This is a genomic window from Alterirhizorhabdus solaris, from assembly GCF_007785815.1.
GTDB lineage: Bacteria > Pseudomonadota > Alphaproteobacteria > Sphingomonadales > Sphingomonadaceae > Alterirhizorhabdus > Alterirhizorhabdus solaris.
On record NZ_VNIM01000024.1, the window covers coordinates 34,092 to 48,139 of the forward strand.

At 67.0% G+C, this 14,048-nt stretch carries 9 protein-coding genes; 5 read left to right on the top strand and 4 right to left on the bottom strand.

Going from position 1 to position 14,048, the window contains the following annotated elements:
* The first annotated feature begins 1 nt into the window (after position 1).
* Positions 2 to 1,366, top strand: a complete 1,365-nt coding sequence (locus tag FOY91_RS08035) for a carbohydrate porin (protein WP_145149890.1) — start codon at positions 2 to 4, stop codon at positions 1,364 to 1,366.
* Here the strand turns inward: FOY91_RS08035 and FOY91_RS08040 are convergent.
* Positions 1,363 to 2,073: a glycosyltransferase family 2 protein gene (locus FOY91_RS08040; RefSeq protein WP_145149892.1), complete on the bottom strand. Its 711-nt coding sequence runs from the start codon at positions 2,071 to 2,073 to the stop codon at positions 1,363 to 1,365. The two genes, FOY91_RS08035 and FOY91_RS08040, sit on opposite strands and share 4 nt — an antisense overlap.
* A 387-nt stretch (positions 2,074 to 2,460) precedes the next feature.
* Here FOY91_RS08040 and rpoB point away from each other — a divergent pair, with 387 nt between their 5' ends.
* The 3 genes from rpoB to FOY91_RS21630 all read left to right on the top strand — a co-directional run bounded on the left by rpoB (position 2,461) and on the right by FOY91_RS21630 (position 11,193).
* Complete coding sequence (rpoB, locus tag FOY91_RS08045; protein ID WP_145149894.1) at positions 2,461 to 6,627, top strand: DNA-directed RNA polymerase subunit beta; 4,167 nt, start codon at positions 2,461 to 2,463, stop codon at positions 6,625 to 6,627.
* A 76-nt stretch (positions 6,628 to 6,703) separates the two neighbouring features.
* On the top strand, positions 6,704 to 10,972 hold the full coding sequence (gene rpoC / locus FOY91_RS08050; protein ID WP_145149896.1) for a DNA-directed RNA polymerase subunit beta': 4,269 nt from the start codon (positions 6,704 to 6,706) through the stop codon (positions 10,970 to 10,972).
* Positions 10,973 to 11,049: 77 nt separating this feature from the next.
* Complete coding sequence (locus tag FOY91_RS21630) at positions 11,050 to 11,193, top strand: hypothetical protein (RefSeq protein WP_162527174.1); 144 nt, start codon at positions 11,050 to 11,052, stop codon at positions 11,191 to 11,193.
* A gap of 131 nt (positions 11,194 to 11,324) precedes the next feature.
* Here FOY91_RS21630 and FOY91_RS08055 read toward each other — a convergent pair whose 3' ends face one another.
* Positions 11,325 to 11,543, bottom strand: a complete 219-nt coding sequence (locus FOY91_RS08055) for a hypervirulence associated TUDOR domain-containing protein (protein ID WP_145149898.1) — start codon at positions 11,541 to 11,543, stop codon at positions 11,325 to 11,327.
* 90 nt (positions 11,544 to 11,633) lie between these two features.
* Here FOY91_RS08055 and FOY91_RS08060 point away from each other — a divergent pair, with 90 nt between their 5' ends.
* The gene (locus FOY91_RS08060) at positions 11,634 to 12,815 is read left to right on the top strand and encodes a glycosyltransferase family 4 protein (protein WP_145149900.1); all 1,182 of its coding nucleotides are present in this window, start codon (positions 11,634 to 11,636) and stop codon (positions 12,813 to 12,815) included.
* Positions 12,816 to 12,999: 184 nt separating this feature from the next.
* On the opposite strand, the gene FOY91_RS08065 is transcribed toward FOY91_RS08060, so the two are convergent.
* Positions 13,000 to 13,305, bottom strand: coding sequence for a DUF2218 domain-containing protein (locus tag FOY91_RS08065; RefSeq protein ID WP_145149901.1), 306 nt, complete (start codon positions 13,303 to 13,305; stop codon positions 13,000 to 13,002).
* Positions 13,302 to 13,925, bottom strand: a complete 624-nt coding sequence (locus FOY91_RS08070; protein WP_203234526.1) for a PadR family transcriptional regulator — start codon at positions 13,923 to 13,925, stop codon at positions 13,302 to 13,304. The genes FOY91_RS08065 and FOY91_RS08070 overlap by 4 nt, the downstream gene beginning before the upstream one ends.
* Positions 13,926 to 14,048 lie beyond the last annotated feature (123 nt).

A 14,048-nucleotide genomic window follows, 5' to 3' on the forward strand; every position in this document is an offset into this window, starting at 1 on the left:
GATGCACCCGATCACGCATGGCGCGGCCTGCGCCCTGGCCTTGCTGGCGGCCGGCCCGGCGTTGGCGCAGGACCAGTCCGCCGGCAGCGCCGAAGATGCCGCGACCACGCTCGGCATCCTTCCCGCCGCGCCGGCGCGGCGCCCGTTTCAACCGTTCGAGAAGGACGGCGTCACGCTGCTGCTGAACTATACCGGCGAGGCGGCGGCCAACCCCAGCGGCGGGGTGCGGCAGGGCGCGGCCTATACCGGGCAGGTGTTCCTCGGCGCCGATCTGGACATGGCGCGGATCGCCGGGGTGGCGGGCGGCACCGTGCATCTGGCGGTCACCAACCGCCACGGGCAGAACCTCGCCGCCACCCGCATCGGCACCAGCACCTCGGTGCAGGAGGTGTTCGGCACGCAGAACACCCACCTCGCCATCCTCACCTGGCAGCAGAAACTGGCGGGCGGCCGGCTGGAGATCGAGGCCGGCAAGACGGTGGCGAACATCGCCTTCCTCAACTCCCCGATCTATTGCCATTTCCAGTCGAACTCGGCGTGCGGCAACCCCACCTTCGTGTTCAAGACCAGCAACTTCACCTACTTCCCCGCCTCCAGCTGGGGCGCGCACGCGACCGCGCATCTCACCGACAAGCTGTATCTCCACGTCGGCGCCTACGAGGTGAACCCGCGCCGCAAGCGGGCGAACGACAGCGGCTTCACCGCCAGCTTCAAGGGCACCACCGGCGTGATCGTGCCGTTCGAGCTGGGCTACGGCACCGACTTCGCCAACGATCGCCTGCCACGCCATTATCAGGCCGGCGGCTGGATCGATCGCGGCGACTATGCCGATCCGCTGGTGGATGCGGCCGGTGCCATCGCGCTGCTGAGCGGGCAGCCCGCCCTCACGCGGCATGGCCGGGCCGGCGGCTTCGTCCGCTTCGACCAGATGGTCTGGCGGCCGGACGACCACTCGCAGCGCGGGCTCACGCTCTTCGGCGTGGCGATGAAGAACCTGTCCGGCCGGGTGATCGAGACGCGCTTCCTCGAACTTGGGCTGTTGCAGACGGGCACGTTCCGCGGGCGGGACCGGGATACGATCGGCTTCATGGTCAACGACCAGCGGTTCAGCGATCTGGCCCTGCGCGGGCTGCGCGCGGCGCGGGCCTCGGTCGGTGCGCGGACGGACGATCTGCCGCGCCACCAGTATATGATGGAGCTGGCCTATGGCGCGCAGATCGCCCCCGCGCTGCGGATATCGCCCAACGTGCAGTATATCGTGAACCCGGATCAGCTGGGCGATCCGTTCCGCCGCCGCAACGCGCGCGATGCGCTGGTGCTGGGCTTCAAGTTCACCGTCGACGCCCCCACGCTGCTCGCGCACTAGGCGGGTGCCGACAGGCCGTAACCACGCAGGCAGGCGGTGAGCGGCATGTGCCGGCCCAGCGCGGCGATCGCGGCGTCATAATCGGCCGGGGCCAGCTCGGCGGCGTTGGCGAACAGCATCTCGAAATGGTCCGCGCCCCACAGGTTGCCGCCGTGGACGACGTAGAGATAGGCGTCCAGCCGTTCCACCAGCGCCGGCGGCCCCAGCGCCCGCAGCGTATCGACCACCTCGGTATCGCTGCCACGCGGGCGGGCCGAATAGGCCGGCATCGCGTCACGCCGGGCGAGCAGGCTGTTCTCCCACGTCCGCCACGCGCCCGCCGCCAGCCGTCGCCGTTCGGGCCACCACAGCAGCACCCGGCCGATCATGCACGCGACGGCATCCCGCGCCGCCATCGCCTCATGCTGCCATGCCAGCCGTTCGGGATGGCAAAGGTCGTCATCGTCCCACACCGCGATCAGCTCGCCCGTCGCCGCCGCGATGCCGAGATTGCGCAGAGGACCGACGGGCGTGTCGGGCGGGGCGGCGATGAAGCGGATCGAGGGATCGCCCAGCGCGGCGACCAGCCCCGCCACCGCCGCATTGCGATCAGCCGACACGACGATCAGCTCGCGATCGGCCCAGCTCTGCCGCCGATAGCATTCGATCGCGAGACGGGCGGGAAACGCAGCCCCGCGCGAGGCCATGATGCACGAGATCCGGCTCATGCCGGGGCCGACATCGGGAGCGGGCGGTGTACATCCATTCGCAGCTCCACCGCATGGCTGCCGCCGGCATGACGGCCACCGACAGGCTGGCGGCACGGGCGGCCGCGTCAAGCCCCTTCCCAATCTCCAACAGTCGGCCTATATGGCAGATACGAAACGGTTCCCGTGATGCCCCAAAGGCACCGGAAATCACCCGTCCCGCCTTCGGGACACGATCCGGGTTGCGCTCGGATCGCGACGAATTGAAGGCGACGGCGGGTAAACCCCAGCGCAGGCAGTGCGGTTCCGATGGCCCGGACCCGCACTTTTTTTCGTGGACGAGAGTTTGCGGACAGGCCCCACGTCGCAGCGAGGCGGCACGGATTTGACGAGCGCGAGGTAATAAGCATGGCGTCCCAGCCCGTACAGCAGGCCCCCGTCCGGGCCGGCACCGCGAAGAAGCGTATCCGCAAGGTCTTCGGCAACATCCACGAAGTCGTGCAAATGCCGAACCTGATTGAGGTGCAGCGCGAAAGCTACGAGCAGTTCCTGCGCTCGCGGCCCGAGGACGACTATATCTCGGGCCTCGAGAAGACCCTGCGCTCGGTGTTCCCGATCCGCGATTTCGCCGGCACCGCCGAGCTTGATTTCGTGAACTACGAGCTGGAACAGCCGAAGTACGACATCGACGAGTGCCGCCAGCGCGGCATCACCTATGCGGCGCCGATGCGCGTGACGCTGCGCCTGATCGTGTTCGAAGTCGATCAGGATACCGAGACCCGCTCCGTGCTCGATATCAAGGAGCAGGACGTCTACATGGGCGACATGCCGCTGATGACGGGGAACGGCACGTTCATCGTCAACGGCACCGAGCGCGTGATCGTCAGCCAGATGCACCGCTCGCCGGGCGTGCTGTTCGATCATGATCGCGGCAAGACCCATGCGTCTGGCAAGTATCTGTTCGCCGCCCGCGTGATTCCGTATCGCGGCTCGTGGCTCGATTTCGAGTTCGACGCCAAGGACATCGTCAACGTCCGCATCGATCGCAAGCGCAAGCTGCCGGTCACGTCGCTGCTGTACGCGCTGGGCCTGAACGGCGAGGACATCCTCAACCAGTTCTACAAGACCGCCACCTACGTGCGCGGCGACGGCGGCTGGAAGGTGCCCTTCCTCCCCGAGAACTGGCGTGGCCAGAAGCCCAGCTTCGACGTGGTGAACGGCGAGAGCGGCGAGGTCGTGTTCGCCTCCGGCCAGAAGATCAGCCCCCGTGCCGCCAACAAGGCCGGCAAGGACGGCCTGTCGACACTGCTGATCCCCACCGAGGAGATCTTCGGCCGCTATTCCGCGTTCGACCTGATCGACGAGACGACGGGCCGCATCTACATCGAGGCGGGCGACGAAGTGACGCCCGAGAACCTCGAGGCGTTGGACCAGGCCGGGATCGAGTCGATCGACCTGCTCGACATCGACCACATCTCGACCGGCCCGTGGATCCGCAACACGCTGAAGGCGGACAAGGTGGAGGACCGCGATCACGCGCTGTCCGAGATCTACCGCGTCATGCGCCCGGGCGAGCCGCCGACGAAGGAGACGGCCGAGGCGCTGTTCGGCGGCCTGTTCTTCGATCCGGAACGCTACGACCTGTCGGCCGTGGGCCGCGTGAAGCTGAACATGCGCCTCGACCTCGACGTCGAGGACACCGTCACCACGCTGCGCGCCGAGGACATCCTCGAGGTCGTCAAGACGCTGGTGAACCTGAAGGACGGCAAGGGCGAGATCGACGACATCGACAATCTCGGCAACCGCCGCGTGCGTTCGGTGGGCGAGTTGCTGGAGAACCAGTACCGCGTCGGCCTGCTTCGCATGGAGCGCGCGGTGAAGGAGCGGATGTCGTCGGTGGATGTCTCCACCGTGATGCCGAACGACCTCATCAACGCCAAGCCGGCGGTGGCCGCGGTGCGTGAATTCTTCGGCTCCTCGCAGCTGTCGCAGTTCATGGATCAGACCAATCCGCTCTCCGAAGTGACGCACAAGCGTCGCGTGTCGGCGCTCGGGCCGGGCGGCCTGACGCGGGAGCGCGCGGGCTTCGAGGTCCGCGACGTCCACCCGACGCATTACGGCCGCATCTGCCCGATCGAGACGCCGGAAGGCCCGAACATCGGCCTCATCAACTCGCTGGCGTCGTTCAGCCGGGTGAACAAGTACGGCTTCATCGAGACGCCGTACCGCAAGGTGATCGACCACAAGGTGACGCAGGACGTCGTCTATCTGTCGGCGATGGAGGAGGCCAAGCACACGATCGCGCAGGCCAACGCCGAGCTGGATGCAGAGGGCCACTTCGTCGAGGAGCTGATCTCCAGCCGCGAGGCCGGCGAGTTCCTGATCGCCCCGCGCGAGCACATCACGCTGATGGACGTCAGCCCCAAGCAGCTGGTGTCCGTCGCCGCCTCGCTGATCCCGTTCCTGGAGAACGATGACGCGAACCGCGCGCTGATGGGCTCGAACATGCAGCGTCAGGCCGTGCCGCTCGTCCGTGCCGAGGCGCCGTTCGTCGGCACCGGCATGGAAGAGACCGTGGCGCGCGATTCCGGCGCCGCGATCGGCGCGCGTCGTGCAGGTATCGTCGATCAGGTCGATGCCGCGCGCATCGTGATCCGCGCGATCGGCGAGACGGACGCGGGCAAGTCGGGCGTGGATATCTACACGCTGATGAAGTTCCAGCGCTCCAACCAGTCGACCTGCATCAACCAGCGCCCGCTGGTGAAGGTGGGCGACGTGGTGCAGGCCGGCGACATCCTCGCCGACGGCCCGTCGACGGAGTTCGGCGAGCTGGCGCTGGGTCGCAACACCCTCGTCGCGTTCATGCCGTGGAACGGCTACAACTATGAGGATTCCATCCTCATTTCCGAGCGGATCGTGAAGGACGACGTCTTCACGTCGATCCATATCGACGAGTTCGAGGTGATGGCCCGCGACACCAAGCTGGGGCCGGAGGACATCACCCGCGATATCCCGAACGTCGGCGAGGAGGCCCTGCGCAACCTCGACGAGGCGGGCATCGTCTACATCGGCGCCGAGGTCGAGCCGGGCGACATCCTGTGCGGCAAGATCACGCCGAAGGGCGAAAGCCCGATGACGCCGGAGGAAAAGCTCCTCCGCGCCATCTTCGGCGAGAAGGCGTCGGACGTGCGCGATACGTCGCTGCGCCTGCCGCCGGGCGTGGCCGGCACGGTGGTGGACGTGCGCGTCTTCAACCGTCACGGCATCGACAAGGACGAGCGCGCGATGGCGATCGAGCGCGAGGAGATCGACCGGCTGACCAAGGACCGCGAAGACGAGCGCGGCATCCTCAACCGGGCGAACTACTCGCGCCTCAAGGACATGCTGCTCGGCCAGACGGCCACCGCCGCGCCGAAGGGCGTCCGCAAGGGCAGCCTGATCGACGAGGAACTGCTGACCTCGATCGACAAGCGCGAATGGTGGAAGTTCGCCGTGCAGGACGACGCGCGCCAGGCCGATCTCGAAGCGGTGAAGGGCCAGTATGACGAGGCGGTCAACGTCATCGTCAAGCGGTTCGAGGATCGCGTCGAGAAGCTGCAGCGCGGCGACGAGCTGCCGCCGGGCGTGCTCAAGATGGTCAAGGTGTTCGTCGCGGTGAAGCGCAAGCTGCAGCCGGGCGACAAGATGGCCGGGCGCCACGGCAACAAGGGCGTCATCAGCCGCATCCTGCCGAACGAGGACATGCCGTTCCTCGCCGACGGGACGCCGGTGGATATCGTGCTCAACCCGCTCGGCGTGCCGTCGCGGATGAACGTGGGGCAGATCTTCGAGACGCACCTCGGCTGGGCCGCGCGCGGCCTCGGCCAGCAGGTGACGCAGGCGCTGGAGGAGTGGCGCGAGGCCAATCCGAACGCGGTGGCGGGCGACATGCCCACCCCCGTCGTGGAGCGGCTGAAGACGGTGTACGGCGAGCAGTATCACGATGAGATCGAGGCCCGTTCGGCCGAGCAGATCATCGAGATGGCGCGCGTGCTGAAGAACGGCGTGCCGATGGCGACGCCGGTGTTCGACGGCGCCCGCGAGGCCGACGTGGCCGAGATGCTGCGCCGCGCCGGGCTGGACGAGAGCGGACAGAGCGATCTGTTCGACGGTCGCACCGGCGAGATGTTCGATCGCAAGGTGACGGTCGGATACATCTACATGCTCAAGCTGCACCATCTGGTCGACGACAAGATCCACGCGCGCTCGATCGGGCCGTACAGCCTCGTCACCCAGCAGCCGCTGGGCGGCAAGGCCCAGTTCGGCGGCCAGCGGTTCGGCGAGATGGAGGTCTGGGCGCTCCAAGCCTACGGCGCGGCGTACACGTTGCAGGAAATGCTGACGGTGAAGTCGGACGACGTCGTCGGCCGCACCAAGGTGTACGAGGCGATCGTCAAGGGCGACGACACGTTCGAGGCGGGCATCCCGGAGAGCTTCAACGTGCTCGTCAAGGAAATGCGCTCGCTGGGCCTGAACGTGGAGCTGAACACCGTCGAGCAGCTCGACGAGAACGGCACGGCCATCGCCGCGGAGTAACAGGCCTGGCCCCTGCCTTCGGCGGGCAGGGGCCGGTTCCGCGCGATCCATTTTTACCCTCTAGAGGGACGAAAACATGAACGAACTGACCAACTTCGCCAATCCGATCGTCAAGGCAGAGACCTTCGACCAGATCCAGATCGGCATCGCTTCCCCCGAGCGGATCCGGTCGTGGTCCTTCGGCGAGATCAAGAAGCCCGAGACCATCAACTACCGCACGTTCAAGCCCGAGCGTGACGGCCTGTTCTGCGCGCGCATCTTCGGTCCGATCAAGGATTACGAGTGCCTGTGCGGCAAGTACAAGCGCATGAAGTACAAGGGCATCGTCTGCGAGAAGTGCGGCGTCGAGGTCACCGTCTCGAAAGTCCGCCGCGAGCGGATGGGCCATATCGAGCTGGCCGCCCCGGTCGCGCACATCTGGTTCCTGAAGTCGCTGCCGTCGCGCATCGGCCTGCTGCTCGACATGCAGCTCAAGCAGCTTGAGCGGGTGCTGTACTTCGAGGCGTACATCGTCATCGAGCCGGGCCTGACCCCGCTCGAGAAATACTCGCTGATGACCGAGGACGAACTCCTCGAAGCGCAGGACCAGTATGGCGAGGACGCCTTCTCCGCCGGGATCGGCGCCGAGGCCGTGCGCCGGATGCTGGAGGAACTCGACCTCGAGGGCGAGAAGACCCAGCTGCTCGAAGAGCTGGCCGTCACCAAGTCCGAGCTGAAGCCGAAGAAGATCATCAAGCGATTGAAGGTCGTCGAGAGCTTCCTCGAATCCGGCAACCGCCCGGAGTGGATGATCCTCGAGGTCGTGCCGGTTATCCCGCCCGAGCTGCGCCCGCTGGTGCCGCTTGACGGCGGCCGTTTCGCGACGTCCGATCTCAACGATCTGTACCGCCGCGTCATCAACCGCAACAACCGCCTCAAGCGGCTGATGGAACTGCGCGCGCCGGACATCATCGTCCGCAACGAGAAGCGCATGTTGCAGGAGTCGGTCGACGCGCTGTTCGACAACGGCCGTCGCGGCCGCACGATCACGGGCGCCAACAAGCGTCCGCTCAAGTCGCTGTCCGACATGCTCAAGGGCAAGCAGGGCCGCTTCCGCCAGAACCTGCTCGGCAAGCGCGTCGATTATTCGGGCCGTTCGGTCATCGTGACCGGGCCGGAGCTGAAGCTGCATCAGTGCGGCCTGCCCAAGAAGATGGCGCTCGAGCTGTTCAAGCCGTTCATCTACGCGCGCCTCGACGCCAAGGGCCTGAGCATGACGCTCAAGCAGGCGAAGAAGTGGGTGGAGAAGGAGCGCAAGGAGGTCTGGGACATCCTCGACGAGGTGATCCGCGAGCATCCCGTGCTGCTGAACCGCGCGCCCACGCTCCATCGTCTGGGCATCCAGGCGTTCGAGCCTGTGCTGATCGAGGGCAAGGCGATCCAGCTGCACCCGCTCGTCTGCTCCGCGTTTAACGCCGACTTCGACGGCGACCAGATGGCCGTCCACGTTCCCCTCTCGCTGGAAGCCCAGCTCGAGGCGCGCGTGCTGATGATGTCGACCAACAACATCCTGTCGCCCGCCAACGGCAAGCCGATCATCGTGCCGTCGCAGGATATGGTGCTGGGTCTCTATTATCTCTCGATGGAGAAGACCGCCGAGCCGGGCGAGGGCATGATGATCGCCGACATGAGCGAGGTGCATCAGGCGCTCAACGCCAAGGCGGTGACGCTGCACACCAAGATCATCAGCCGCGTGCCGCAGACAGACGAGGCTGGCGCCACCTACATGAAGCGCGTCGAGACGACGCCGGGCCGGATGCTGCTCGGCGAGACGCTGCCGAAATCCGCCAAGGTGCCGTTCGAGACCGTCAACCGCCTCCTTACCAAGAAGGACGTGGGCGACGTGATCGACGAGGTGTACCGGCACACCGGCCAGAAGGAGACGGTGCTGTTCGCCGACGCCATCATGGCGCTGGGCTTCAAGCACGCGTTCCAGGCCGGCATCTCGTTCGGCAAGGACGACATGATCATCCCGGACGCCAAGGTGCCGCTGGTCGAGGAGACGCGCGCGCTCGTGAAGGATTACGAGCAGCAGTATCAGGACGGCCTCATCACCCAGCAGGAGAAGTACAACAAGGTCGTCGATGCGTGGTCGCGCTGCGGTGACCGCGTGGCCGGCGAGATGATGAAGGAGATCCAGGCGGTCAAGCGCCTGCCGGACGGCCGCGAGGCGCCGATCAACGCGATCTACATGATGGCGCACTCCGGTGCCCGTGGTTCGGCCGCGCAGATCAAGCAGCTCGCCGGCATGCGCGGCCTGATGGCCAAGCCGTCGGGCGAGATCATCGAGACGCCGATCATCTCGAACTTCAAGGAAGGCCTGACCGTCCTCGAATACTTCAACTCCACCCACGGCGCCCGCAAGGGCCTCGCGGATACGGCGTTGAAGACGGCGAACTCGGGCTACCTCACTCGTCGTCTGGTCGACGTGTCGCAGGATTGCGTGATCGTCGAGATCGATTGCGGCACCGAGCGGTCGCTGGAGATGAAGGCGATCGTCCAGGGCGGCACCACCATCGCCTCGCTGGGCGAGCGCATCCTCGGCCGCACCACGGCGGAGGACATCGTCGACAGCAAGACCAACGAGATCGTCGTCCCGCAGGGCACCCTGCTCGACGAGGCGATGATCACCACGATCGAGGCGATCGGCCCGCAGTCCGTGCAGATCCGCAGCCCGCTGGTCTGTGAATCCAAGGGCGGCGTGTGCGCCACCTGCTACGGGCGCGATCTGGCCCGCGGCACGCCGGTGAACATCGGCGAGGCCGTCGGCGTCATCGCGGCGCAGTCGATCGGCGAGCCGGGCACCCAGCTGACGATGCGGACGTTCCACATCGGCGGCGCGGCGCAGCTCAACCAGGTGTCGAACCTCGACGCGGTGGCCGACGGTACGCTCCAGTATCGCGACATCCCGACGATCGTGGATACCCGTGGCCGTCGCGTCACGCTCGCCCGCAACGGCGAGATCGCGATCGTCGATCTGGATGGCCGCGAGCGGGCGACGCATCGCCTGCCCTACGGCGCCAGCCTGCTGATCGCCGACGGCGCGATCGTCTCCAAGGGCGATCGCATCGCCGAGTGGGATCCGTCGTTCATGCCCGTCATCACCGAGAAGAAGGGCACCGTCCGCTTCCAGGACATGATCGAGAACCGCACGGTTCGCGAGGAGACGGACGATGCGACGGGTATCTCGCAGCGTGTCATCACCGAGGATCACCTGAAGGCCAAGAAGGACGATTTCCGTCCGCGCATCACCCTGCTCGACGAGAACAGCGGTGAGGCGGGTGTCTCGCGGCTGATCCCCGGCTCGATCGTGGCGGTCGAGGACGGCCAGTCGGTGCAGGCGGGCGACGTGCTTGCCCGCGTGCCGCGCGAAGCCGCCAAGACCCGCGACATCACGGGCGGTCTGCCGCGCGTGGCGGAGCTGTTCGAGGCGCGCAAGCCGAAGGAGAATGCGATCATTGCCAAGGTTTCGGGCCGTGTCGAATTCGGCAAGGACTACAAGGCCAAGCGCAAGATCAGCATCCGTCCGGACGACGGCAGCGATCCGATCGACTACCTGATCCCGAAGTCCAAGGTGATCGACGTTCAGGAAGGCGATCACGTCAAGCGTGGCGACAACCTGATCGGCGGCTCGCCCGATCCGCACGATATTCTGGAGGTGCTCGGCATCGAGCCGCTCGCGGAATATCTCGTGTCGGAAATCCAGGAGGTCTATCGTCTGCAGGGCGTGAAGATCAACGACAAGCACATCGAGACGATCGTTCGCCAGATGCTGCAGAAGGTCGAGATCACGGCGGCCGGCGACAGCACCTTCCTGCCGGGCGAACAGCTCGACCGTGAGGAGATGGACGAGGCGAACGCCAAGCTGGTGCTCGAAAACCGCGCACCGGCCGAGGGCAAGCCGATCCTGCTGGGCATCACCAAGGCGTCGCTGCAGACCCGCAGCTTCATCTCGGCGGCGTCCTTCCAGGAGACGACGCGCGTGCTCACCGAGGCATCGGTGCAGGGCAAGATCGACAACCTGAACGGGTTGAAGGAGAACGTGATCGTCGGCCGGCTCATCCCGGCGGGCACCGGGGCGGGCATGAACCGCCTGCGCGTCACCGCCTCCAGCCGCGATGCAGCGCTGCGGGCCTCGCAGCGGTCGTTCGCGGCGGCGATCGCGGCCCCCGTCTCGGCCAAGGAGGAGCATGACGCCGAGCTTCGCCGCCCGGTGGAGGACGATACCGGCAACGATCCGCTCGGTGATGTCGTCGGCGAGACGCACGGCACCGATGCCGATGCGGGTGACTATCTGAACAGCTGATCCGCGACTGCGGTGATGCCCGAAGCGCCGTCGTCCCCAAGGGGGCGGCGGCGTTTTCGATTTAAGGGGAGGACGATGTGAACAAGGGCTTCTTCGCGCTGATGCTGCTCGTGGTGCTGCTGCTGCCGATGTATGCGGGCCTCCGCCGGATCAGGCATCTGCCGCCGACCCGCCCGGACGATCCGGCCGCTTCGGACAAGGCGAACGACAACGAGGACTGAGATCCCGCCCCTTACCATGCGGGCCAACCATTCGGCATCGGGTGGGAAACGCCGCTGGCACAGGGTGCCCTTGCCCCGATCTACTGCCCCGATCGACGCGGGTGAAGCGGGATACCGCCGGGCGGGCGGGCCTACCCCGCCGTCAGTTCCGATCCCAGCTTCAGCGCCTTGGCCCCATCCTCTTGCTCGACCAGATAGGCGGGGTCATCCTTCGTCCCCTTGCGGACGATCTTCGATCCCTTGAACGTGCGCTGCACCTTGCGCTCGAACCGTTCGGCCACCTTACCCTCGGCCTTGTTGCCCGACCACTGCCAAGACACCGCCTGCCCGACCTTGAAACTGTTCGCCATCGCCGCCTCCATCTTGCGCGGGCATCAACCCGCACCGGGCGGGCACCGTTCCGGTGGCGTTTTCCCGGACACGCGGCTAGGAGCGCGGCGATGGACGTTACCGAACTTCGCGTTGCCCTGTTCACGGGCAATTACAATTATGTGCGCGACGGTGCGAACCAGGCGCTGAACAGGCTGGTGGGTTATCTGCTGAAGCAGGGCGCAGCGGTGCGGATCTATTCACCGCGCACCGACAAGCCGGCCTTCCCGTCGGTCGGCAAGGTCGTCGGCGTGCCGGCGCTGGCGCTGCCCGGGCGCGGCGAATATCGCGCGCCGATCATGATCCCGCCGCGCGTTCGGCGCGACATCGCGGCATTCGATCCGACGATCTTCCACGTCGCCAGCCCCGAGATTCTCGGCCACCGCGCCGTCTCGCTGGCGCGCGCGCACGGGCGGCCGGTCGTCGCCTCGGTCCACACCCGGTTCGAGACGTATCCGCGCTATTACGGCGTCGCCTTTCTCGAGCCGCTGGTGCTGGCGGCGTTGCGCCGCTTCTACCGCCGCTGCGACGCGATCGTGGCGCCGAGCGAGTCGATGGCGCAACTGCTGCGCGAGCAGCGGATGAGCTACGACGTCGGCATCTGGACGCGCGGGGTGGACGAGGACACCTTCAATCCCGCCCGCCGCAGCATGGAGTGGCGGCGCTCGCTGGGCATTGCCGACGATGAGGTCGTGGTGGGCTTCGTAGGCCGGCTGGTGATGGAAAAGGGCCTCGACGTGTTCTCCGACACGATCGACCAGTTGCAGAAGCGTGGCGTTCGCCACCGCGTGCTGGTGATCGGCGAGGGGCCGGCGCGCGAATGGTTCGAGCGGCGGTTGCCGCAGGCGGTGTTCGCCGGCTTCCAGAAGGGCGAGGATCTCGGCCGCGCGGTCGCCTCGGCCGACATGCTGTTCAACCCGTCCGTCACCGAGACGTTCGGCAACGTGACGCTGGAGGCTATGGCGGTGGGCCTGCCGGTGATCGCCGCGCGCGCCACCGGCAGCCAGAGTCTCGTGACGGACGGGCTGACCGGGCGGCTGGTCCGCCCCGGCGGCATCGCCGCCTTCGCCGATGCGATCCAGCAATATTGCGACGATCCCGATGCCCGTCGCACGGCAGGCGCGGCAGGGCGCGAGGCGAGCCGGCGCTACGGCTGGGATCAGGTCAATCAGGAACTGGTCGACACCTACCTGCGCATCGCCCGCCAGCGCGCGGCCGGCGGGCGCGCGCCCCGGATGGGGCCGAACCCGTGAGGGCGGTGCCCGACTGAAACCCGCGACGCGAGCGGTGCCGCGACACCGCCGTTGTCCCGATCCAGCCCGTCACGCTGACGAGCGCGTCATTCCGGCGACCGCGTGATCCCGGCGTTCGCCGGGATCACGTAAGGGGCGAGAGGACAGGACAGGCTCGCCGGTCAAAGACCGACGCCCCCGCCCCTTACCCCTCCTCGCGCCAGTCGAACGCCAGCGGTGCCTCGCGGAAGGCGAAGCGGTCGAGGTGGCTGGCGACCACCTCCTTCGCCTTGTCCACCACGTCGGGCGATGTCGGCGCGATCCGCACCTCAAGCGTGTCGGGATGGGCGATCAGGTCCAGCCGGCCGAAGGGCAGCGGCACCATGCCCTGCTCGGGGGTGAAATCCACCGCGAACTTGTGGCTCCAGTGCTTGCACAGCTGCTGGAGATAGCGACTGCCGCTCTGCGTCGGCACTTGGGCGACGAGCACGGGGGCCACGAGCGTGTTCATGCGTCGCCTCCCTGCTTCAGCCGCTCGATCCGGCGCGCGGCCTCGTCGATGATCGCGGCGATGTCGTGCAGCATGTCGTCGGGCACGTCTTCCCGATGCAGCCGCTGGTGCAGCACCGCGCGCAGGTTCATCGTCGCGCGCTTCACCGGCCCGCCGTCCGTCTTGCGGGCGACGGTGCCGAGCTGGTCGAGCCGTTCGAGCAGCGCCTCGGCCTCGGCCTGGCGCTCGGCCAGATGGGCGCTGCCTTCGGTGCTGATGGCGAACGCCTTGCGCGCGCCTTCGGCCTTCACCTCGTCGATATGGCCCATGTCCTGCAACATGGTGATGGTCGGGTAGATCACGCCGGGGCTGGGGGCGTAGGCGCCGCCGGTACGGTCCTCGATCGCGCGGATCAGATCGTAGCCGTGGCGGGGCTGATCGGCGATCAGGCGCAGCAGCACGAGCCGGAGCTCGCCCGCGTCGAACACGCGCCGCCGCCCGCCGCCGCCGCGCGGGCCGCCGGGGCCGCCCGGACCACCCCGCATTCCGCGCCCGCCGCCGAAGAAGTCGCCGCCGCGTCCGCCACCGAACTCGCCCTGGGCGAAACGACGGGGGTGACCCTGGTGCTGGGAAAATCGCATGGTTCTTTGTGTCTCTCTATGTTTCAACATGTCTGAGATATATCTTGGCTGTTCTGGATTGCAAGAGTGATCTGGTCGGCCGTGACGATTTTTCTGCGCGGGCCTATATCGGTGCCCATGCCG

Excerpts from the sequence above, each read along its gene's own strand:
- FOY91_RS08035 (WP_145149890.1), top strand. The coding sequence starts at position 2 with ATGCACCCGATCACGCATGGCGCGGCCTGCGCCCTGGCCTTGCTGGCG.
- FOY91_RS08060 (WP_145149900.1), top strand. The coding sequence starts at position 11,634 with ATGGACGTTACCGAACTTCGCGTTGCCCTGTTCACGGGCAATTACAAT.
- rpoB (WP_145149894.1), top strand. The coding sequence starts at position 2,461 with ATGGCGTCCCAGCCCGTACAGCAGGCCCCCGTCCGGGCCGGCACCGCG.
- rpoC (WP_145149896.1), top strand. The coding sequence starts at position 6,704 with ATGAACGAACTGACCAACTTCGCCAATCCGATCGTCAAGGCAGAGACC.
- FOY91_RS08070 (WP_203234526.1), bottom strand. The coding sequence starts at position 13,925 with ATGCGATTTTCCCAGCACCAGGGTCACCCCCGTCGTTTCGCCCAGGGC.
- FOY91_RS08065 (WP_145149901.1), bottom strand. The coding sequence starts at position 13,305 with ATGAACACGCTCGTGGCCCCCGTGCTCGTCGCCCAAGTGCCGACGCAG.
- FOY91_RS08040 (WP_145149892.1), bottom strand. The coding sequence starts at position 2,073 with ATGAGCCGGATCTCGTGCATCATGGCCTCGCGCGGGGCTGCGTTTCCC.
- FOY91_RS08055 (WP_145149898.1), bottom strand. The coding sequence starts at position 11,543 with ATGGCGAACAGTTTCAAGGTCGGGCAGGCGGTGTCTTGGCAGTGGTCG.